This is a genomic window from Clostridium sp. AM42-4 (genome assembly GCF_003480105.1).
Classification (GTDB): domain Bacteria; phylum Bacillota; class Clostridia; order Lachnospirales; family Lachnospiraceae; genus Brotaphodocola.
The window spans coordinates 113,426-135,771 of record NZ_QUIK01000004.1 but is presented as its reverse complement, the minus strand read 5'-3'; the positions used below and the strand labels follow the sequence as shown (position 1 = coordinate 135,771).

Sequence of the window (22,346 nt, the reverse complement as noted above, 5' to 3'; positions counted from 1 at the left end):
GCAACGAAATAACCGCAGGAGTGGTCTGTCCGCTCTTGCGGTTAAAGTTGCATACAGGGGTAAAACCGAAAGATTTTCGCATAGAAATAGGAGTGAAGAAAACGATGAAAACGATAGTGAAGAACGGAATGCTCTGCACCGAGAGCGGTGTCTATGAAGCGGATATTCTGATCGAAAACGGCGTGATCCGTGAAATCGGGACTGGTCTTGCGGAACATGAGAGCAAACTGGGTTCGGCAGATGCAGAGATTGAAATCGTTGATGCATCTGGAAAGTATGTCTTACCGGGAGCGGTAGACATCCATACCCACATGGATCTGGATGTGGGGATCGCCCGCGTCATTGACGATTTTTACACTGGAACCATTGCAGCTGCCTGCGGCGGCACCACCTCCATTGTGGATCACATGGCATTCGGACCAAAGGACTGCAGCCTGTGGCATCAGGTCAGGGAATATCATAAGCTGGCAGATGGCAACGCCGTGGTAGACTATGGTTTCCACGGAGTGTTCCAGCATGTAAATCCGCAGGTACTGGAAGAGATGGGCGAGATTGCAAAAAAAGAGGGCATCACCAGTTTTAAGGTGTACATGACCTACGGCTACGGACTGAACGATAAAGAACTGATGCAGATTTTAACCCAGGCGAAAAAAGATGGCATTCTGATCGCTTCCCATTGTGAGAATGACGGTATGGTGAACTATTACCGGGAAAAATTTGTGAAGGAGGGGCACACCCAGCCGCGCTACCAGCCGCTCAGCCGTCCGGCCGAGACTGAGGCTGAGGCCGTGAACCGTTTCCTGTATCTGGCAGAATCAGCAGGGGAAGCACCGGTTTATGTTGTACATTTATCCAGCAAACAGGGACTCATGGAAGTGCGCCGTGCGAGAAGACGCGGACAGAAGCATTTTGGCGTGGAAACCTGTCCGCAGTATCTGTTTCTGACAGATGACCGCTACGCAGATGATCAGGAGGGCTTAAAGGCGATCATGGCACCGCCGCTTCGAAAGAAAGAGGATAATGCGGCGCTCTGGCAGGCGCTGGAGGATGGGGAACTGGATGCAGTTGCGACTGACCACTGCCCATTTACCTTTGCCAAACAAAAGCAGCAGGGCGCGAAAGACTTTACCCAGTGCCCGAGCGGAGCTCCGGGTGTGGAGGAACGTCTGCCGCTGATGTTTTCTGAGGCAGTAAAGGGAGAACACCTGACAATCCCGCAGTTGGTGCATTACCTTTGCACCAACCCGGCGAGAATCGCAGGCCTGTATCCAAGGAAGGGTACCATCCAGGCAGGTTCCGATGCAGACCTGGTACTCATCGATCCGAAAAAAGAGTGGACCATTACCACGGAGAAGATGCACGGCAACGCAGACTACACCTGCTATGAGGGCAGGAAGGTGACTGGTGCGATCGAGAAGGTATTCCTGCGTGGCCATGAGATTGTTTCGGATGGCACTTTTACCGGAACACGCGGGGAAGGACAGTATCTGAAGCGGGGAACGAGCTCTCTGGCAGAATAAGGTAAAACTAGAAGATCTGGTCCGGAGCCTTGGAAAAGCCCCGGAGACGGATACAGCCCGCAAAAAGCGGAAAGAAAGGAAGCACAGACATGCAGAATACGGATGCAGTGGCATGGACGAAGAAATTAGTCGGTATTGAGAGCACAAATCCGGGAAAAGAAGAGCATGAGATCGCCGGATTTTTGGAGCAGGAGATCAAGGCAGCACTCCCGGAGTGCGGAGAACTGAAAAAGGATTACACGAAGGATGGACGTCCGGTCCTGATGGCGGTCCTTCCGGGAGAAACAAAGGAAGAACTGGTGTTTATCTGTCACATGGATACCGTTCCGGTCGCCGGTGGCTGGACAAAGAATCCACTGGGAGAGGATGGGAAAGATGGTCGTTTCTTTGGCCGTGGTTCCTGCGATATGAAATCCGGCCTGGCGTCTGCCCTTTGTGCATTTCTGGAGGCAGCAGCGCAGAGGAAGGACACCGGCAAAGTTCCGGAGCGTACCTTAAAGTGGATCGGAACCTGTGATGAAGAAGGGGACATGACCGGTGCGGAGCGTGTCATCGAGCTTGGCTGGGTGACGAAAGACAGCCTGGTAATGGATACCGAGCCGACAGACGGTGAGATTCAGACTGCCCACAAGGGACGATACTGGTTTGAAGTCACCATGCATGGAAAGGCGGCTCATGCAAGCCGTCCGGAGCAGGGTATGGATGCGATCGCAGGAATGGCATATCTGCTGGCTTCCGCCCGCAATCGGATGAAGAAATTAAAGGAAGACCCGTTCCTGGGAAAATCCACGATCGTGTTCGGCGAGATCCAGGGCGGCGTCCATCCGTATCAGGTTCCGGCAGAATGTAAGGTGTCTGTGGATATGCGTGTGGTTCCGCCTTATCACATCGGGGATGTGAAGGCACTTCTGGAAGCTGCCGCAGAGGATGCGGCAAAGGAAATCCCGGGATTACAGGCAGAAATAAAAGTTACCGGAAACCGCCCGCCGATCGCACATCATGAAGATGCAAAGCTGCTGGCATGTCTCAAGGCAGCCGTAGAAGCAGCAACCGGAAAAGCATCGGTGGTTTCTGCATTTCCGGGTTACACCGATACGGCGGTCATTGCCGGAATGACCGGAAACTGTAACTGCCTTTCTTACGGACCTGGCACCCTTGCTATGGCACACAAGGCCGATGAGTACGTGGATGAGGCAGATATCCGCCGGTGCCAGAAAGTGTATGAAGTGTTGGTGGAACGCTGGCTGTGGGCGTAAGGAAAAGTCAGTGGACAGATAAATATCCATGTGCTATCATGAGATTTATAAAATTCCGAAAAGGAGGCATGGCATGGCAGGAGGTTTATTTTGCAGCAGCGGCGGCTGTACGGCGAAGCTTGGACCGGATATTCTGGAGCGGGTATTGAGCCGGATCGAGCGCGGCGCACCGGATAAAAACCTGCTGGTCGGGTTTGACAGCAGCGATGACGCTGCCGTTTACCGCGTCAGCGATGACGTGGCTGTGGTGCAGACTCTGGATTTCTTTCCGCCAATGCTGGAAGATCCTTATGTGTTTGGCCAGATCGCGGCCACAAATGCGCTGAGCGATGTGTACGCCATGGGAGGCGAGGTCATCAGTGCTTTAAACATTGTATGTTTCCCGCAGGATGAGGACTTAAATGTGCTCGGAGAGATCATGCGGGGCGGTTCGGAGAAGGTGGTTGAGGCCGGAGCTGTGCTCTGCGGCGGACATTCCATCAATGACAAGGATGTGAAGTACGGACTTTCCGTCAACGGTGTCGTACATCCGGACCGGATCTATAAAAATAATGGCGGACAGGCAGGCGATGTGCTGATCCTGACGAAAAAGCTGGGTGTCGGGATCATGAACACCGCAAACCGCGTGGGAGTGGCATCAAAAGAAGCCATGGCAGAGGCGATAGCTTCCATGACTACGCTGAACAAATATGCGGCGGCCATTTCCAAACGGTATACGGTACATGCCTGTACGGACGTGACCGGATTCAGCTTTTTGGGTCATCTGCATGAAATGCTGGACAAGCGTCTGTGGGCTGTGGTGGACACGTTAAGTATTCCGTATATCAAAGAGGCATACACCCATGCGGAAAACTTTATGATCACGGCTGCCGGGCAGCGAAACCGCAATCATGTAGGCTCGTTTGTGGACTTTAAAGGTGTCCCGTTCCCGTTAGAAGAAATTTTATTTGACCCGCAGACTTCCGGCGGGCTGCTGTTTGCAGTGCCGCAGGAGGAAGGAAAAGCGCTCTTACAGGAATTAAAAGAGGCTGGACTTCCGGCACAGATCGTGGGAAGAATGATCCAGCCGGGAGATGCCGGATTTCAGAAGGAGATCACGGTGCTATAGGAAGCAGGCAGGATGGAAAGCAGCATGAACGATAACAGAAGGAGAGGAAGAAAACGATGACAACTGTAGATGCAAGAGGCGATGTTTGCCCGATTCCGTTAATGAAAGCGAAAGAGGCAATCAAAAATTTAAATGGTGCAGGTGACGTAGAGGTTCTCGTAGATAACGAGATCGCGGTACAGAACCTGGAGAAGATGGCTGGTCAGATGGGATATGGCGCAGAGTCCTCCAAAACGGAAGAGAAAACCTGGAAGGTGGTCCTTCATGTGAGCGGTCAGGAGAAATCTGCCGAAGAGATCCCGGCAGACAGCTGCCTGGTACCGGCTAAGAAAAAAACAGTAGTTGCCGTGACTGCAGATCATATGGGCGAGGGCAATGAAGAGCTTGGTAAGGTCCTCATCAAAGGATTTTTATTTGCCCAGACCCAGCTTGAGACTCTGCCGGATACGATTTTATTCTACAACGGCGGTGCAAAGCTGACCTGCGAAGGCTCCGATTCCATCGAAGATTTGAAGAAGCTGGAAGCAGCAGGCGTGCAGATTCTGACCTGCGGTACCTGCTTAAACTACTATGGACTGACCGAAAAATTACAGGTTGGCGGTGTCACCAACATGTATGTGATCGCACAGACCATGGCAGAAGCTGACCTGGTTGTACGGCCATGATCTATCTGGACAATGCGGCCACCTCTCTGCACAAGCCGGAGACGGTGGCCGATGCCGTTTATAAGGTCCTGGTTTCCGGCAGTGTCGGCAATGCAGCGCGGGGAAGCAATGAGGCATCTTTGCAGGCACTGCGTCTGGCCGTGGAGACGAGAAGCCGCCTGGGAGAACTGTTTGGGTATCCGCATCCGAACCAGGTGGCATTTTCCATGAATGCAACGGACAGTCTGAACATGGCCATCCAGGGGTTGTTTGAGCCGGGAGACCATGTGATCACGACGCAGATGGAGCATAATTCCGTGCTGCGTCCTCTGTACCGGAAAGAAAAAGAGGGCGTGGAGCTGACCATCGTTCCCTGTGATGAACGGGGGCGGCTGTGCCTGGATGTTCTGCAGGGAAGTATCCGGCCGGATACCAAAGCACTGGTCTGTACCCATGCCTCGAATCTGACCGGCAATGTGAACGACCTGGAAAAGCTTGGCTCACTTTGCCATGAAAATGGCACTTTATTTGTGGTGGACGCAGCCCAGAGTGCAGGTCTTCTTCCGATTGATATGGAGCGGATGCAGATCGATGTGCTGTGTTTTTCCGGTCATAAGGGACTTTTAGGACCCCAGGGAATGGGCGGGATCTGTGTGCGGGAAGGCGTGAAACTGAAACCGTTTCGTGTGGGCGGCACGGGAATCCGCACGTTTGACAAAGAACAGCCGGATGAGATGCCAACACTCCTGGAAGCAGGAACGCTGAACATGCCTGGGATCGCAGGTCTTCTGGCCGGAGTGGAATACGTTCTGGAGAAGGGAACCGATGCCATCTTCAGGCAGGCAGATGCGTATGCGCGTGCCTTTTATGAGGGAGTGCGGAATCTGCCGGGGATTCAGGTTTACGGAGATTTTGAAGCTGCACTCCGGACTCCGGTCGTGACGCTGAACCTGAAAGATTATGATTCTGCCGCAGTTGCCGATGAGCTGATGCAGCGGTTTGATATAGCAGTCCGCTCCGGCGGTCATTGTGCGCCGCTCATGCATAAAGCACTCAAAACCGGAAAGCAGGGAGCGGTGCGCTTCAGCTTTTCCCATTTTAATACCATGGAAGAAGTACAGGAGGCCGTAAAAGCCATGCGGATCCTGGCCTGGGAGGGATAAGATGCTGAAAAAAGAACTTCATCTGATCATTACGTTTCGCGACACGGTCATGGCCATCCGCATGGAGAAAGCCATGAAGGAAGCAGGACTTCCGGGCCGGATCATTCCGCTTCCCAGTGCCATTTCCGCTGGCTGCGGACTGTGTTTCATGGCGCCTTTGGAGGCGAGAGAAGCCCTGCAGCAGGAAATGGAAAAACAGGAGATTACATGGGAACTGATCACGGAACTGATGCTCTGATTCCGTGCTTCACGGGAAATTGCATCCTGAGAAATAAAAATGTTCCGCGAAGATGCGCATTTTTATCTCATTTTCTTGTGAATGAGGCTGTAAAGTGGATTGGAGAACAAATATGACGGACAAAATGTGGAAAAACTGGTATGTGCAGCCCACAAAGCCGGAAAAAAGACGGAAAAATTACCGGGGCGGTGTGCTGGTGGCAGCATTGCTGCTGCTACTATCCCTGCCGGGGTGTGGCTATGGATCCTATGAGAAGATCACGACTGCACAGACAGCCGAAAACGGTGCCGGGCAGAGTGAAAACAGAAAAGAAGAAGCCGGGACAGAAAAAGATTACGGTGAGAATACGGCAGCGGAGATTGTGCTGGAGACAGAAGCAGCTGATGCCGGAGCGGCAAGGGGAGAAAATCCGGACGGGGCCCAGGCGAACAATCCGGGCGGGGATCAGGAAAGAAATCCGGGGGAACTTCCGGAAAATCTGGTCGGAAAAGCTGCCGAATTTTCAGAAGATTCTGGCGCTTCCATGTCGATTCTCTTTTCTGGTGACATGCTTTTGTCTGACCATGTGCTGAATGCCTACAGCCGGGCAGGCGGAATTTCCGGTGTCCTGGACCAGAATTACCGGAATGCAATCCAGTCCGTCGATTATTTTGCAGTCAATGAGGAGTTTCCGTTCAGCAGCCGCGGAACGCAGGCAGCAGACAAGCAGTATACCTTCCGTCTGGCACCGGAAAAGGTTTCCCTGTTTCAGGAAATGGGAATCGATGCCGTGACACTGGCCAATAACCATGCACTGGATTATGGGGTAGATGCACTTCTTGATACTTGTGAGGTACTGGATGGTGCCGGGATTTTGCATACCGGCGCCGGAAAAGACCTGAATGCGGCGAAACAGCCGGTTGTGTTTGAGAAGAATGGACAGAAGGTGGCGCTGATTGGAGCCACCCGCGTCATCCCGGAAGCTGGCTGGGCGGCCACGAACGGGCATCCGGGCATGCTGTCCTCTTATGAGGTTTCGGTAGAGCCTTTGCTCCAGCAGATCGCGAGCTGCCATGCAGATGGAGAAAAGGTGGTGGTCCTGATCCACTGGGGCATCGAGCGCGATGAAAAGCCGCAGGAATACCAGCGGGCGCTGGCGAAGCGCTACATCGATGCCGGGGCAGACCTGGTGATCGGAAGCCATCCGCATGTGCTGCAGGGCATCGAGTATTATAAAGGGAAACCAATCTTTTACAGTCTTGGAAACTTTGTGTTTGGCAGTTCCATCCCGAAAACCATGCTGGTGCAGGCGGAGTTTCAGGGAGAAAACCTAAGTCTTCGCTTGCTTCCGGGAATCTCATCGGGCGGCTATACCCGCATGCTGACGGATTCCGGGGAAATGACACAGTTTTATCAATACTTAGAAAGCATATCGTTTGGCGTATCGATCGGGGCGGACGGCGCAGTCAGCGCACAGCCCTGAGTGATCCCGCGTTCTTTGAAGCGTCTGGTGAGCGAATTGAGCACCAGGCGCTTATTTGCGCTCCAGAGCGGCGCAATCAGGAGATTTTTCGGTCCGTCCCCGGTGATCCGGTGGATGACAAGCTCCGGCGGCAGCAGGGCGATGCAGTCGATGACCAGATCCAGATATTCTTCCAGATCCATGACAGGAAATGGATGCTGTTCATAGACAGTGGCAAGATCCGTTCCCTTTAATACATGGAGAAGCTGCAGTTTGATGCCCTGAATGTCTTGTCCGGCGAGATAGCGGACCGTCTGCAGCATCTGTTCCCGGCTCTCGCCGGGCAGACCCAAAATGACATGGACAATGGTTTCCAGGTTCTCTGCCCTCAGTCTTTTCAGAGCATCGGTGAAGGTGGAGAGCTGGTAGCCGCGGCGGATGAAACGGGCGGTATCCTCATGGATTGTCTGCAGGCCGAGCTCCAGCCAGACCGGCTTTTCCTGGTTTAAACGGGCACACAGCTTTACGACCTCACCCGGCAGACAGTCCGGTCGCGTGCCGATGGAAAGCGCAACCACCTTCGGATGGCGGATGGCAGCGGTAAAGAGTGCTTCCAGATAGGAAAGCGGGGCATAGGTGTTGGTGTAGGACTGAAAATAGGCAATGTAGGCGTCCGGCGCCGTTCCCATCTTATTTTTGATGCGCAGGATGGCAGATTCGATCTGTGCGTTTACGGCGGAAGCTATGGAGGATTCTAAAAATCCGGAGACTTCTGAAAATGCAAGCGGCGCGGCAAAATCGCCGGATCCGCCTTCGCTGCAGAAAATGCAGCCGCGCGTGCCGAGCGTTCCGTCCCGGTTGGGGCAGGTCATATGGCCATCTAAGGCAATTTTGTAAACCTTTTGGCCGAAGCGGGACTTCATCTCAAAGTCCAGGGAGTGGTAGGGTTTGCCGTTCCAGTTCATGTGTGAGGTATGTTTCCTTTCGCAGTGATTCTTTCGCAACTGTTCAGTAGCTTCACGGTTACGTTCTTTTTTCACTCATATAGATAGTATAGCATAACGGATTCTTTTTGTCTGCACAATGCGTGGAGCGGACTCTTTTTGCAAAAAGTTGCTGCCGCATGCGCAACGCATAAACGGCAGCGTAAAAAAACACAGATATGTAAAAGAATATTGTATTGCCGGAAAAACAAGCGCTGTGCTATACTGAAAACAAGGTGGCTGTACAGCTTGCCCGGCGCATGTATTGGGCAGGCAGTCAGAAATCAAAAGAGAGAGGCAAAAAGGCCTGGAAAGCAAAAAGCCAAAAGGGAAGAATGCCAAAAGCCAAAAGGCGAGAAAGCAAAAGCCATGAAATATGGAGGGGTTAAGATGAACGAAGCAAAAACATTGGAATTGTTACAGTCAGAAGCAGCCAGAGTCCGCATGACCGAATTATACGGAGCCGGACACGTGGACGAGAATATCAGCCGTTATGAGGAGCTGGTGAAAAAATTTCAGGAAAATTTTGGAGAGAAGGATATCCTGATGTTCAGTTCACCGGGAAGAACGGAGATCAGCGGCAACCATACCGACCACAACCATGGCAAGGTTCTGGCCGGAAGCATCAACTTAGACTGTGTGGGAATCGCAGCAAAGAATGACTCCAGCAAGGTCAACATCATCAGCGAAACCTTCAACCAGAAATTTACCATCGATTTAAATGAGCTGCAGCCGAGTGCCAAGAAGGCCGGAACCATCGATCTGGTAAAGGGGTTGTTAAAGGGCTTCCAGCAGTCGGGCTATGAAGTGGGCGGTTTTGATGCGTACATTACCAGCAATGTCATCAGTTCTGCCGGTGTGAGCTCTTCTGCATCATTTGAAATGCTTCTTTGCTCGATGTTAAACCGTTTCTTCAACGATGGACGCATGAGTACCGTAGCTTATGCCCACATCGGAAAGTATGCGGAAAATGTGTACTGGGATAAGGCCTCCGGCCTGTTAGACCAGATGGCATGCGCCGTGGGAGGCCTGATCACTATTGATTTCTTAGAGCCGGCTGAGCCGAAGGTCGAGCAGATCGATTTCGATTTTGCATCCCAGAACCACAGCCTCATCATCGTGCAGACCGGAAAAGGCCATGCAGATTTAAGTGCGGATTATTCCTCTGTACCGAATGAAATGAAGAAGGTAGCCCAGTTCTTTGGCAAGGAAGTCTGCGCGGAAGTGACGGAGCAGCAGGTGATCGACAACATCCAGGAGGTCCGTGCTTTTGCCGGAGACCGTTCCGTGATGCGTGCTCTTCATTTCTTTGAGGAGAACAAGCGCGTTGAGGCAGAGGTATCAGCCTTGAAGGAGGGACGTTTCGAGGACTTCTTAACCAACATTACCGCATCCGGAAACTCTTCCTGGAAGTGGCTGCAGAACTGCTACACGACAGCCAGCGTGCAGGAGCAGGGAATCTCCATTGCGCTGGCTCTGACAGAACTGTTCATCGCGGAAAAACAGCGCGGTGCATGCCGCATTCACGGCGGCGGTTTTGCAGGTGTCATCATGGCGATGCTGCCAAATGATATCGTGGACGAGTACATCGACTACATTGAGCATGCCATGGGCGCAGGCAGTGCATACCGCATGAGCATCCGTCCTTACGGCGCAATCTGCGTGAATGATATTATTTAATGCAAACGTTTGTTGCTGGGCACGCATGCGTGAACAGTAACAAACGTTTCGGATTGTTTGCGTATGTGAACAGTAACAAACTTTCTTTTTTCGTCAATCTGTGATATGATGGCGGGCGGTAGTGATGCCGCCCGTCATTTTTTTGCTTGGCATATCGAGGAGGCGCCAGTGGCGCGTCCGCTGATTACGAGGCAATATTCAGAGCACATGTGTACCTGCTGTGATGACAGGCGATTGCCAGAATGATTGTTTCTACGGAAATTCCGGCATCACTCCAGACGGAAAAGAGGATAAGACTGGAATATGAAACATTACAAAAAAATCACAGCCCTGATCTATGGGGCACTCCTTTTGATCTGTATTGGAATCGTGTGGTTCCTTGGTGCGTTAAATAAACAGGGAAGCAGTTCACCGCAGGATAAAACAGGGCAGGAAAGCAGTGCGCAGGCCGGAGCAGATCAGGGAAAAGAAGAATCAAACAGTGACAAGAACAACGGTACGTCCGGACAGCAGAACGGATTGGATGAAACAAAAGAGGGGACAGAACGTTCAGAGAGCGGCACCGGAGAGTATGACCAGGAGTCCGAAGAAGCGCGTCAGGCCCGCCTGGAGAAAGAACGCCAGAAGTGGCTGGCGGAATACCGGCGGCAGCGGCGCAGGCATCGGAAACCATCTGGGGAGGGAGCGGAAACGGAAGAGGAGAAACCTTATGAGCCGCCGACCCTGATGCTGGCTTCGGACCTTCATTATATGAGTTCCACTACCCATGATGATGGAAAAGCGTTTTGGAGCATGGTGGAGCATGACGATGGAAAGATTGACCAGTACAGCGAAGAAATGCTGGATACGCTGGTGGAGACAGCAATCGAGAATCACCCCACGGCACTGGCTCTGACCGGGGATATTACCTTGAACGGGGAGCGCATCAACCATGAGCTTCTTGCAAAGAAGCTTCAGAAGGTGCAGGATGCCGGGATTCCGGTCGTGGTGATCCCGGGAAATCACGACATCCAGAATAAAAATGCTTCGACTTATTTTGGAGATAAGCGGGAGAAAGCAGAATATCTGGAGAGCGGAAAGGATTTTTATGATATCTATCATGAGTTTGGCTATGACCAGTCTCCGAACCGCGATGAGGCATCGTTAAGCTATGTGTACCCGTTAGATCCGTCCCACTGGCTGTTGATGATGGATTCCTGCATCTACGATGACGGGAACCATGTGGAGGGCCGGATCAGCGATGCGACATTGGGGTGGATGGAAACCCATCTGCGGGTGGCGAAGGAGCATGGCATTCAGGTAATTGTGCTGGCGCACCACAACCTGCTTCAGGAAAGCCGACTGTTCACAACCCAGTGTGAGATGGAAAACGGGCCGGAGGTGACGGCGCTGCTGGAAAAGTACCAGGTGCCGCTTTATATCAGCGGTCATCTGCATGTGCAGCGCATCCGGGAGCATGTGACCGGACCGGGACTGGAGGGAACGCAGGATGGCATTCATGAGATCGTGTTAAGTCCGTATTCCTTCCCGGGCAACCAGTATGGCATGCTGAGCTGGGATCTTCAGGATAACATGACCTTTGAGACTCGCAAGGCCGATGTGGCTGCATGGGCGAAAGCAAACGGATCGGAGAATCCGGAACTGCTGAATTTTGCAGACTGGTCTTTGCAGTATGCAAAATCCGTGATCCAGGAACAGGTAAAGCAGACCATCACCATGGTGCCGGATGACTTAAAGGCAGAGATGGCATTGATGTATGCCGACCTTTATTTCCCGTACTGTCTGGGCGAGGCGGTGCCGTGGAACGATGCGAAAACAACCAAAGCATACACGCTGTGGCAGCGGGTCGATCCGAAGGGAAAGAAATTTAAGGAAATGCAGAGCATGGCGGAAGACAGCCGGACGCCCAGACAAAGCTGGACGGGCGGCGGCTGGGTGGAAACCGGGCAGGATGGAGCGTGATGTGTCTTTCCAGGAAAGACAGACGCACACTACAGCATGACAAAAGAAAAACAAGAAAATAGCACAATAGAAATGCTGTAATAAAGCCAATAAGAATAGTGTTTGTTTTTTGAATAGGAACGAGTTATAGTCTCTCTGGCAGAGGAGAGAGCCTATGGCTCGTTTCTGCTTTTCTTTTGCATTTTTTGATTTTCAAGATTAAGAATGATGCCTGAGAAAACAAAAGACTTGGCGAAAATAGGTCTGGGCATATTCTTTTCAATTCAGGGGGAACATTATGGCTACACAGAACATCGAAGATCCGGTCAAACGCAAGATCGTGGAATACGCACTGATCACGGTGAGCATCTGGATCATGGTTGTGGGAATTTATTTTTTCAAGTTCCCAAATAACTTTTCATTTGGCGGCGTTACCGGCTTTTCGTCCGTCGTCAGTAGACTGACCGGAATGAATGCCAGTGACTTTACCTTTATCGTAAACACCGGTCTTCTGGTATTGGGCTTTTTGTTTTTAGGAACCGATGTGGGTATTAAAACCGTTTATTCCAGCATGCTCATGTCATTCAGCTTAAGTGCACTGGACCGCTTTATGCCGATGACAGGAACCATTACCGACCAGCCAATGCTGGAGCTGATCTTTGCAATCTTCCTTCCGGCGATCGGATCTGCGATCCTGTTTAACATTGGTGCTTCCAGCGGTGGAACGGACATCATCGCCATGATCTTAAAGGCACATTCCAGCATGAATATCGGAACCGCACTTTTGTTGGCAGACCTTACCTCTGTGCTGATGTCCTTCTTCGTGTTCGGGCCGACCACAGGTCTGTATTCTTCCCTGGGTCTGATGGCGAAATCCCTTGTGATCGACGGAGTCATCGAGAATATCAATCTCTGCAAGTGTTTTAACATCATATGCGATCATCCGGACCCGATCTGTGATTTTATTATAGAAGATTTAAACCGCAGTGCCACCGTTTACAAGGCACAGGGCGCATTTTCCCATCACAGCAAGACCGTCATCATGACGACCATGAAACGCAGCCAGGCGGTACGCCTGCGTAACTATATCAAAAAAGTTGAGCCGACCGCATTTATCCTGATTTCTAACTCCAGCGAGATCATTGGTAAGGGATTTTTGAGTAACTAAGGTTCTGAAATGTGTCGAAAACGTAAAGAAAAAGATGGAAAAGCCATCGCAGCTTTCTGGAGGGAAAGCTGCGGTGGCTTTTGTGCTGCATGGCATAGGAAGGCAGTATCGGCGGCACATTGGATGATCCGTGTCCATGCATGCGTGCCCAGCAACACTTCTTTGTCATACTATAATATGGAAGACAACACTGGAGGATGGAAGATGTCTGACCAAGCTTCACAGTCTCAGTCCGTGATCCGGTTTCAGGAAGCATATATGGAACAGGAAAAACTGCATAAGAGAAAGGTAAGGATCATAAGGAGTATGCTCCTTGTTTTGTTTCTTGCCCTTTGGGAACTCTGCACCAGGCTGGATATGATCGATGATTTCATATTCAGCTCCCCATCCAGGGTTCTTTTTTGTTTTTGGAAGATGATGCGGGATGGGAGTATCTTTTCCCATATAGGAATCACGCTGTTTGAGACCATTGTCAGCTTTCTGATCGTCACGGTGGTGGGGATTCTTGCGGCGGTGCTACTATGGTCCAGCCGGAGCGCATCCGAAATTCTGGAGCCATATCTGGTCATGTTAAACAGCCTGCCCAAATCGGCCCTGGCCCCGATGCTGATCGTCTGGATGGGAAGCCATGTGCATACGATTGTGGCGGCTGCCGTATCGGTCGCCGTGTTTGGCTCGATCTTGACGCTGCACACCGGTTTTTCCTCGATGGACCCGGATAAGATCCGCCTGATCTACGCCCTCGGCGGCAACAAAAAGGATGTTCTTTTAAAGGTATTGCTGCCGGGCTCCGTGCCGCTGATCTTAAGCAATATGAAGGTCAATGTAGGCCTGTGCCTGGTCGGCGTGATCATCGGGGAATTTCTGGCGGCAAGGAGAGGGCTGGGGTATCTCATTATTTATGGCAGCCAGGTATTCCAGTTAGACTGCGTAGTTCTTTCGATTGTACTGCTTTGCCTGTTTTCGGCATTGTTTTATAAGCTGATCGCGCGACGGGAAAAATCTTGATTTGCGTTTTTTCTTTCTCTGCCTGGCAAATGGTAGTATAATAAAAGAAAAAGTGCTTGGAGAGGTGCTGAATATGAGAAAACTGAATATGTGGTTATGGGGACTTTTGTCTGCTGTATCATTGGGGGTATCAGCGTGTGCTCAGGTACCACAGCAGGAAACAGTGGCTGTTGTGTCTACAGAGTCGCATGTTGCAGACCGTGTCTTGGCTGGAACATCGGCATTTGACCTGGCAGCAGTACCGGCTTATTCTGGTCAGCCATATATCGTTGTTCACGACAATGAACCGTATTTTGCGGATACGGATCTGACCGAAGATTCTTTCGAGACTTACAGTGATCTGGATTCACTCGGAAGATGTGGGACTGCATACGCATCTGTCGGAACAGATTTGATGCCGACACAGGAACGCGGAGCAATCGGGCAAGTGAAACCGTCAGGCTGGCATACCATTAAATATGATAATGTAGACGGAAAATATCTCTATAATCGTTGTCATCTGATTGGTTATCAGCTTACAGCGGAGAATGCCAATGAGAAGAATCTGATTACAGGTACCAGATATTTAAACGTTCAGGGAATGCTGCCTTTCGAAAATATGGCAGCAGACTATATCAAAGAAACCGGAAACCATGTTTTGTATCGTGTGACACCAATTTTTGAAGGAAACAATCTGCTGGCTTCTGGTGTGCTAATGGAGGCAGAGTCTGTAGAGGATAAAGGTGCTGGAGTTCTTTTCTGCGTGTATGTTTACAATGTGCAGCCTGGAATCGAGATTGATTATACAACAGGCGATAGTTCTGATTTCCAAGGTGAATCAACAAAAGAGCAGGTCATGCAAACTGCATCGTCAGAGCAGAACAGTACAGAAACCGTAGAAACTGCAAAGGTCACAGAAACCTATATCCTCAATACCAATACGAAGAAATTTCATCGTCCCTCTTGCTCATCCGTGAAACAGATGAAGGAAAGTAATAAAAAAGCTTTATCTGAGAGCAGGGATGCAATTATTGCTGCCGGGTATGATCCGTGTAAGAAATGCAATCCATAGAGGGCAGAATGAGTGCGCAGATAAAAACAGAATACAGAAAAAGAAATTAAAGTACTTGGGGAGAAAAAAGCGCTATGAGCAAAGTATTAATCGTAGTAGATATGCAGAATGATTTTGTGACCGATTCCCTCGGCAGCAAAGAGGCCAGAGAAATTGTTCCGAATGTAAAAAATAAAATTAAACAGTATGCAGATCGTGGAGACCGGATTATCTTTACACGGGATACACACGGAGAAAATTATCTGGATACCCCTGAAGGCAAAAAACTTCCGGTGAAACATTGTCTTCAGGGTACAGAGGGGTGGCAGATTGTACCGGGACTCGAAACAGAACATTGTGAATACGTCGATAAACCGACTTTCGGCTGGATGCATTGGGATGACTTTGGAACTCAGGATGAGATTGAACTGATTGGTGTCTGCACGGATATCTGTGTGGTATCCAATGCACTGATCCTGAAAGCAAAATATCCGGAGGCTGTGATATCGGTGGATGCAAGCTGCTGCGCAGGGGTGACGCCGGAAAAACACAAGGCAGCACTGGAAACAATGAGAAGCTGCCAGATTGATGTGAATGGAGAGGACTGAGTACTGTGATTTTTTTCGAAAATACCGCAGACGGAGGCAACATCAGTGCTATATCAGTATCTTCTTTTGATATTTTCCACACACTTAGACTTGCCTGAGACGGATGTACAAAGCGGACAGATCACGGAAAATCAGACAAGTGTACTCCCGGTCCGCTGGAAAAATGTCATTGTCGGAATTGTGGGAATCCTTTTCGGCTTGTTTTTGATCTGGTTTGTGCTCTGGATCACCAGGGAACCGGATGAAAGAGAAACTTGGGAACGCCGCAAGCGGATCCTGCTGAAAAAATATGGAAGCCAGCTTTTTGAAGTGGAGGAAATGCCGGACACAACCGGAAAGAGCGTGATCCGGCTGCAGAGTATCGAAAGCCTGCTTCAGATATCGGAAGATAAGAATGCTCCGGTTTTATATGTTCTTTAAGCTTGCAAAAGCACTGAACCTTGGAGACGATGCGTACTTTACCGTCGGCGGAGTTGAGTTTGTCCGCCTGTCCGCTCTGGAGCAGGCAGATCCGGAAGTACTGCGCACAGCTCTGAAACACGCAGAGATTCTTTGCAGCCCGGCAACCGACAACCGCATGGATCTGTTCATGGGCGTAGCTATGGACCCGGATGCGAAAGGCCAGTACACCACCGGTTCTACTGCGATTATGAATAACGACAATGACGATGTAAAAGGTCAGGTTTCCGCTACAGACCATACTTGGAAACCTGATCTTTTTGCGTTTGGACTCCGAAAAGAAAGCTCTTTGATTTCCTCAAAATTGATGATAGAATAAACGTGGATACAGGAAAAATATGAGAAATTAGGAAATTGTGCATAATCACAAAAAAGTGTTTACATTTACCAGTTTATATGGTAATATCATATATGTAATCGGTTTCCTAAATCGAGAGCGAAAGAGGACCTTAAAAATGAACATTAAAGAACTGGCTAGGCGTGCAGGAGTTTCTTCTGCTACTGTTTCAAGAGTATTGAACAATTCAGGTTACGTAAAAGAAGAAACAAGAAAAAAAGTACTGGAAGCAGTGGAAGAATATAATTACGTTCCCAATGCGCTTGCCAGAAACTTAAGTATTAAGGACAATCCCAGCATCGGAGTTATTATTCCGGATATTGAAAATGAATTCTTTTTTAAGGCGATCAGCGGAATCAGCGATGTGGCTGATGCCTTTCACTACAATATCGTATATTTTGGAACCAACGAAACGCTGAGCAAAGAACACGAGTCGCTGAATGTAGCAATCAGTCAGAGACTTAAGGGTGTGATTATTGCACCGATTTCCCAATTGGATACTCAAACCAAGGACAGCCTGATCAAATTAGAAGAATCCGGGATTCCGGTGGTACTGATTGACCGCGATATCAAGGGAGCACGTTTTGACGGCGTGTTTGTGGACAATTACGGTGGAGCTTACGATGGAGTCAGCGCACTGATTCAGAATGGTCACAAAAAGATTGCAGTGATTGCCGGACCAAGCACATCAAAGCCGGGAAAAGAACGGCTTGCAGGTTATAAACAGGCTCTCGAAGATGCAGGGATTCCTGTGCGGGAAGATTATATCGCATACGGAGATTTTAAACGCGAGAAAGCTTATGAATCCGCCAAATCTCTTTTGAAACAGCCGGATCCGCCAACAGCAATCTTTTCCTCCAACAACGAATCGACACTTGGTTGTTTGAAATGTCTGACAGAATGCGGCATGGTTCCGGGGCGGGAAATCGCACTATTAGGATTTGATGATATCGAGACACTCCGTGTCATTGATTACAAACTTTCTGTCGTGGAGCGCGATGCAAAGCAACAGGGGGCTGAGGCCATGAAACTTCTCATGGAGTGCTTCGCGGACAGCAAAAACCGTCAGAGGGGGAAACGCATTCTGGTCCCATATCAGGTTGTACTCAGAGGTTCTGAACGGGGAGTTCATATGGAAAAGTGAAAATAGAAGAAATGATGTGTAGTAAGATACACATTTTTCTTTTCATCAAATGTGTAACCGATTACACATTGACCATAATTCAACAAGGAAAAGGAGAGGGTATTATGAGTTTAAATCACATGATCGATCACACCATGTTAAAGGCTGATGCATCAAAAGAGACGATTATCCGCTATTGCAATGAAGCGAAGGAACATGAATTTGCATCCGTTTGTGTCAATACCTGTTTTGTGCCACTGGTTTCTGAACAGTTAAAAGGAAGCAAGGTTAAGACCTGCTGCGTCGTAGGATTCCCACTGGGAGCAATGTTGACTTCGGCAAAAGCGTTTGAAGCTTCCGAGGCGGTAAAAGCCGGAGCAGACGAAGTAGATATGGTGATCAACGTCAGTGCCCTGAAAGACAAAGACGATGACTATGTCGAAAAAGATATCCATGCAGTTGTGGAAGCTTCCAAAGGAGCAGTCGTAAAAGTGATCATTGAGACTTGTCTTCTGACTGATGAAGAGAAAGTACGTGCATGTGAGCTTTCTGTCAAGGCCGGTGCAGATTTTGTGAAGACATCTACCGGATTCTCCACAGGCGGTGCTACCGTAGAAGATGTGGCACTGATGAGAAAAACGGTTGGGGACCGTGCAAAGGTAAAAGCAAGCGGCGGTATCCGCACACCGGAAGCTGCAAAAGCACTGGTAGAAGCCGGAGCAGACCGGATCGGAGCAGGAAACGGAGTTGTGCTGCTGTAAAAGAAGACTGAACAGAGAGGGAAATGTCGTATGGGGAAAAAAGTAGTTGTATTTGGAAGTTTTGTAGTGGATCTGATGGGCAGAACCCCACACCTTCCGGCACCTGGTGAAACCGTCAAGGGAACGGTATTTAAGATGGGACCGGGCGGAAAAGGATTTAATCAGGGTGTTGCCGCACATAAAGCGGGGGCCGATGTAACGATGGTAACAAAACTCGGGCGTGATTCTTTTGCGGATATTGCATTGAACACGATGACAGAGCTCGGTATGAAGAAAGACAGGGTTTTATATTCCGATGATACCGAAACCGGATGTGCCCTTATTATGGTAGACGAGAACAGCAGCCAGAATGAGATCGTTGTTATCTTAGGAGCCTGCAACACCATTACCGATGCGGAGGTGGACTCCCTGGAAGACCTTCTGGATGGGGCAGAGTATCTGCTGACTCAGCTTGAGACGAATGTGTCTTCGGTAGAACGTATTGTGGATATCGCCTGCAAAAAGGGTGTGAAGGTGATTCTGAATACCGCACCGGTGCAGCCAATCAGCGATGAAGTGTTAAGTAAGGTTGATCTGATCACACCGAATGAGGTGGAGGCAGAGATTCTCACCGGAGTAAAGGTGGACAGTGAAGAAGCGGCAGACAAGGCGGCAGAGTGGTTCTTTGCAAAAGGTGTAAAGCGTGTGCTCATTACACTGGGCGGCAGAGGCGTTTACATCAATACCAGAGAGAAAAAGGGCATCATTCCGGCATATAAAGTAGATGCAGTTGATACGACCGGGGCAGGTGATGCTTTCAATGGAGGTCTTCTTGCAGCACTGGCCGAGGATAAGGACATCTGGGAAGCAGCGAATTTCGCAAATGCACTGGCTGCGCTTTCTGTTCAGAAGATCGGCACGACTCCGGCCATGCCACTCAGAAATGAAATCGATGAGTTTTTAAATACGCATAAAAATTAAGGGGGAAAGATTTATGCTGAAAACAGGAATTTTACATCCACAGCTGGCAAGAGTGCTTGCAGAACTGCGTCATAAAGATACGCTGGTGATCGGAGATGCGGGACTGCCGATTCCGAAAGGGGTAGAGCGGATTGATCTTGGCTGGAGACCGGGAGATCCGGCATATCTGGACGTGCTGAAAGAAATCTTGAAATATATCGTGGTAGAAAAAGCAACGTTTGCGAATGAAGCACTCAGTGTGACACCAGAATTTCATGAAAAGGCGAAAGCACTGCTTCCGGAAAATCTTCCGATCGAGTATATTCCGCATACAGAATTAAAAGCCAGAAGTGCAGACGCAAAGGCCATTATCCTTACGGGAGAGTTTACGGGCTATACCAATGTAATCCTGACAGCAGGATGTGCTTATTAGTTATCAGGAAATCCAAAGGAGGCGGAAAATGGGGGATCGTGTTGTATTACGGCTGGAAGATATCGTGAAAACATTTCCAGGCGTAAAGGCTTTGGATGGAGTGAAACTGGATGTCAGGGAAGGAGAAGTCCATGCGCTCTGCGGAGAAAACGGAGCCGGAAAATCAACGCTGATGAAAATCATCGCAGGCGCGCAGGGGTATACATCCGGTCACATGTATGTCCAGGATCAGGAAGTGGTATTTCATTCAACCAAGGAAGCTGAAAAAATGGGAATCGCCATGATTTATCAGGAATTTAATATGGTTCCGGAGCTTTCCGTGGCAGAAAATATGTATCTTGGAAGACTTCCCAGGACCCAGTTTGGAAGTGTGGACTGGAAAAAACTTTACCAGGATGCGGATGAAGTTTTGAAGCGCCTGGGACTGAAATTCAGCAGCCACAGCAAAGTGAAAAATCTGTCGGTTGCGGAATCCCAGATGACAGAGATTGCAAAGTGCCTGACAATTGGCGCGAAAGTCATCATTATGGATGAGCCGACCGCGGCTCTGACCGATGAAGAAATCCAGATCCTGTTTCGGATCATTGCAGAATTAAAGGAAAAGGGAATTTCCATTTTATATATTTCCCACAGAATGGATGAAATCTTCCAGATTTCAGACCGGCTTACCGTATTTCGGGATGGAAAGTACATTGCGACCAAGCGCATTGGAGAAACCGACTATGATGATGTGGTATCCATGATGGTTGGCCGCAGTGTGACCAATCTCTACCCGAAGCGGAATTATGAAAAACAGGATGTAGCCATGGAGCTTCGCAAGGTAAGCGGTAAGGGCGTTCACGATGTGAGTCTGAAGCTGCACCGCGGAGAAATTCTTGGTATCGCAGGACTGCTTGGTTCCGGAACGATCGAGCTTTCCAAAATCGTATATGGAGCTCTTCCAATGACAAGCGGGGAAGTGATCATCAATGGAGAAACGAAAGACTGTTCTTCTCCGAGAAAAGCCCTGAAAGCAGGAATTGGTTTTGTATCCGATGACAGAAAACAGGAAGGACTGGTTCTGATCCGGAATATCCGAGAAAATGTTTCCATGTCATCGTTAGACAAAATCAGTACAGGTGGTCATCTGAATAAAGCGAAGGAAACCGAAAATATCAATGCACAGGTAGAACGTCTGAACATCAAGATCAGCAGTCCGGCCCAGCTTGCCGGAAAACTGAGTGGCGGAAACCAGCAGAAAGTGGTATTTGCAAAGGTTCTGGAGGCAGATCCTTCCATCCTGATTTTGGACGAGCCGACACGAGGTGTCGATGTAGGCGCAAAAGCAGAAATTTATCAGATCATGGATGAACTGACCCGGCAGGGCAAGAGCATTATCCTGATTTCGACAGATCTGCCGGAGGTGATCGGTATGAGTGACCGCGTGGTGATCATGCGGGAAGGATATACCGTCCTGGAAATTGATAAATCAGAGATGAATCAGGAAACAATATTAGCTTATGCATCGGGAGGAGTCAGTGAAAATGAATAAGAAAAAATTAATCAATCAGATTAATATCTATCGCTCCGTGTTGATCCTTCTTGTAATCTGTGTATTTGCAACAATTTTGTCCCCGAGTTTCTTAAGTGTGACAAACCTGTTCAATGTATTTAAGCAGATCACGGTAGCAGGAATTGTGGGATGCGGTATGACATTTGTAATTTTAACCGGAGGCATTGATCTGTCCGTTGGATCCATTCTGGGTCTGTCTGGCGTTCTGGCATCCGGAGTGTTAGCCTCTACCGGCAATACAGCCGCAGCAGTAGCCGTATCCCTGATTGTCGGTGTGGCCTGCGGAGCAGTAAATGGATTTTTCGTATCCGTATGCGGAATTCCACCGTTTATTTCAACCCTTGGCATGATGACTCTGCTGCGCGGTGTGATTCTTGTCTATACAAAAGGATCTCCGATTCCGATCAAAGTAGATTCTTATAAGTTCTTCGGAAAAGGCAGCATTGCAGGAATCCCGGTTCCGGTTATCATCCTGATTGTAGTATTTTGCTGGCTCACTATATTCTGACCCAGACTACCTATGGACGCAGTGTCTATGCCGTAGGAGGCAACCGGGAAGCAGCGCGTCTTTCCGGCATCCGCGTAAAGACCAGCGAATTTCTGGTTTACACATTGAATGGCTTGATGTGCGGCATGGCCGGACTGATTCTGACCGCACGTCTTGGATCCGCACAGTCTACCAGCGGAACCGGCATCGAGATGGATGCGATCGCTGCCGTAATCCTTGGCGGAACCAGCTTAAGCGGCGGTGTTGGTTTCGTACTGCCGACGGTTGTAGGTGCTATGATCATGGGTATCATCGATAACATCCTTACGCTAATGAACGTAAACCCGCATGCGACTAACATCGTAAAAGGTGCAGTGATTCTGATCGCAGTCCTGGTAGATAAGAAAGTAAAAGATCTGTCCGCAAAGGCAGAGTAAAGAAAAACGAAACAAAAAAATAATCCCTGC

Annotated in this window: 23 protein-coding genes; 22 read left to right on the top strand and 1 reads right to left on the bottom strand. The window is 49.5% G+C overall.

Annotation, left to right across the window (positions count from 1 at the left end; translation table 11 throughout):
* The first annotated feature begins 104 nt into the window (after window positions 1-104).
* From hydA to DW922_RS04730, 7 genes are all read left to right on the top strand, one after another.
* Complete coding sequence (gene hydA, locus DW922_RS04760; RefSeq protein WP_118725978.1) at window positions 105-1,520, top strand: dihydropyrimidinase; 1,416 nt, start codon at window positions 105-107, stop codon at window positions 1,518-1,520.
* Between the two features lie 89 nt (window positions 1,521-1,609).
* Window positions 1,610-2,776 (top strand): M20 family metallopeptidase, encoded by a 1,167-nt coding sequence (locus tag DW922_RS04755; protein ID WP_118725977.1) that lies wholly within the window; start codon window positions 1,610-1,612, stop codon window positions 2,774-2,776.
* 73 nt (window positions 2,777-2,849) lie between these two features.
* The gene (gene selD / locus DW922_RS04750; protein WP_118544303.1) at window positions 2,850-3,884 is read left to right on the top strand and encodes a selenide, water dikinase SelD; all 1,035 of its coding nucleotides are present in this window, start codon (window positions 2,850-2,852) and stop codon (window positions 3,882-3,884) included.
* A 56-nt stretch (window positions 3,885-3,940) separates the two neighbouring features.
* Window positions 3,941-4,549: a sulfurtransferase-like selenium metabolism protein YedF gene (gene yedF / locus DW922_RS04745; protein WP_118544302.1), complete on the top strand. Its 609-nt coding sequence runs from the start codon at window positions 3,941-3,943 to the stop codon at window positions 4,547-4,549.
* Window positions 4,546-5,691 (top strand): aminotransferase class V-fold PLP-dependent enzyme, encoded by a 1,146-nt coding sequence (locus DW922_RS04740; RefSeq protein ID WP_118544301.1) that lies wholly within the window; start codon window positions 4,546-4,548, stop codon window positions 5,689-5,691. Before yedF ends, DW922_RS04740 begins: the two co-directional genes overlap by 4 nt.
* A gap of 1 nt (window position 5,692) precedes the next feature.
* Entirely contained in the window at window positions 5,693-5,929 is a 237-nt protein-coding gene (locus tag DW922_RS04735; protein ID WP_118544300.1) for a DUF3343 domain-containing protein, read from the top strand.
* A gap of 112 nt (window positions 5,930-6,041) precedes the next feature.
* Window positions 6,042-7,391, top strand: coding sequence for a CapA family protein (locus tag DW922_RS04730; protein ID WP_347560265.1), 1,350 nt, complete (start codon window positions 6,042-6,044; stop codon window positions 7,389-7,391).
* On the opposite strand, the gene DW922_RS04725 is transcribed toward DW922_RS04730, so the two are convergent.
* A complete protein-coding gene (locus tag DW922_RS04725; protein ID WP_118725976.1) occupies window positions 7,322-8,335 on the bottom strand; it encodes a TIGR01212 family radical SAM protein in 1,014 nt (337 codons plus the stop codon). The two genes, DW922_RS04730 and DW922_RS04725, sit on opposite strands and share 70 nt — an antisense overlap.
* Window positions 8,336-8,743: 408 nt before the next feature.
* On the opposite strand from DW922_RS04725, the gene DW922_RS04715 reads away from it, so the two are divergent.
* The 15 genes from DW922_RS04715 (at window position 8,744) to DW922_RS18285 (ending at window position 22,316) form a co-directional block, all read left to right on the top strand.
* The gene (locus DW922_RS04715) at window positions 8,744-10,033 is read left to right on the top strand and encodes a galactokinase family protein (protein ID WP_118719035.1); all 1,290 of its coding nucleotides are present in this window, start codon (window positions 8,744-8,746) and stop codon (window positions 10,031-10,033) included.
* Window positions 10,034-10,336: 303 nt separating this feature from the next.
* The gene (locus DW922_RS04710) at window positions 10,337-11,995 is read left to right on the top strand and encodes a metallophosphoesterase (protein WP_118725974.1); all 1,659 of its coding nucleotides are present in this window, start codon (window positions 10,337-10,339) and stop codon (window positions 11,993-11,995) included.
* Window positions 11,996-12,272: 277 nt separating this feature from the next.
* On the top strand, window positions 12,273-13,142 hold the full coding sequence (locus DW922_RS04705) for a YitT family protein (protein WP_118718927.1): 870 nt from the start codon (window positions 12,273-12,275) through the stop codon (window positions 13,140-13,142).
* Between the two features lie 258 nt (window positions 13,143-13,400).
* On the top strand, window positions 13,401-14,150 hold the full coding sequence (locus tag DW922_RS04700; protein WP_347560264.1) for an ABC transporter permease: 750 nt from the start codon (window positions 13,401-13,403) through the stop codon (window positions 14,148-14,150).
* A 73-nt stretch (window positions 14,151-14,223) separates the two neighbouring features.
* Window positions 14,224-15,201, top strand: a complete 978-nt coding sequence (locus tag DW922_RS04695; protein WP_118726022.1) for a DNA/RNA non-specific endonuclease — start codon at window positions 14,224-14,226, stop codon at window positions 15,199-15,201.
* A gap of 74 nt (window positions 15,202-15,275) precedes the next feature.
* Window positions 15,276-15,788, top strand: a complete 513-nt coding sequence (locus DW922_RS04690) for an isochorismatase family cysteine hydrolase (protein WP_118725972.1) — start codon at window positions 15,276-15,278, stop codon at window positions 15,786-15,788.
* A gap of 45 nt (window positions 15,789-15,833) precedes the next feature.
* Window positions 15,834-16,208, top strand: a complete 375-nt coding sequence (locus DW922_RS04685) for a DUF5305 family protein (protein ID WP_118725971.1) — start codon at window positions 15,834-15,836, stop codon at window positions 16,206-16,208.
* Window positions 16,183-16,566: a hypothetical protein gene (locus tag DW922_RS18385; protein ID WP_195715003.1), complete on the top strand. Its 384-nt coding sequence runs from the start codon at window positions 16,183-16,185 to the stop codon at window positions 16,564-16,566. The genes DW922_RS04685 and DW922_RS18385 overlap by 26 nt, the downstream gene beginning before the upstream one ends.
* 136 nt (window positions 16,567-16,702) lie before the next feature.
* A complete protein-coding gene (locus DW922_RS04675) occupies window positions 16,703-17,728 on the top strand; it encodes a LacI family DNA-binding transcriptional regulator (RefSeq protein WP_118543459.1) in 1,026 nt (341 codons plus the stop codon).
* Window positions 17,729-17,832: 104 nt separating this feature from the next.
* Window positions 17,833-18,468, top strand: a complete 636-nt coding sequence (deoC, locus tag DW922_RS04670) for a deoxyribose-phosphate aldolase (RefSeq protein WP_118725970.1) — start codon at window positions 17,833-17,835, stop codon at window positions 18,466-18,468.
* A gap of 30 nt (window positions 18,469-18,498) precedes the next feature.
* Window positions 18,499-19,428 (top strand): ribokinase, encoded by a 930-nt coding sequence (gene rbsK, locus DW922_RS04665; RefSeq protein ID WP_118543461.1) that lies wholly within the window; start codon window positions 18,499-18,501, stop codon window positions 19,426-19,428.
* A 13-nt stretch (window positions 19,429-19,441) separates the two neighbouring features.
* Window positions 19,442-19,840: a D-ribose pyranase gene (gene rbsD, locus DW922_RS04660; RefSeq protein WP_118725969.1), complete on the top strand. Its 399-nt coding sequence runs from the start codon at window positions 19,442-19,444 to the stop codon at window positions 19,838-19,840.
* 28 nt (window positions 19,841-19,868) lie between these two features.
* The gene (locus tag DW922_RS04655) at window positions 19,869-21,371 is read left to right on the top strand and encodes a sugar ABC transporter ATP-binding protein (protein WP_118725968.1); all 1,503 of its coding nucleotides are present in this window, start codon (window positions 19,869-19,871) and stop codon (window positions 21,369-21,371) included.
* Window positions 21,364-21,900, top strand: a complete 537-nt coding sequence (locus tag DW922_RS18290) for a hypothetical protein (protein ID WP_279221319.1) — start codon at window positions 21,364-21,366, stop codon at window positions 21,898-21,900. Before DW922_RS04655 ends, DW922_RS18290 begins: the two co-directional genes overlap by 8 nt.
* Window positions 21,879-22,316, top strand: a complete 438-nt coding sequence (locus tag DW922_RS18285; RefSeq protein ID WP_279221318.1) for an ABC transporter permease — start codon at window positions 21,879-21,881, stop codon at window positions 22,314-22,316. Before DW922_RS18290 ends, DW922_RS18285 begins: the two co-directional genes overlap by 22 nt.
* The last annotated feature ends 30 nt before the right edge of the window (window positions 22,317-22,346 follow it).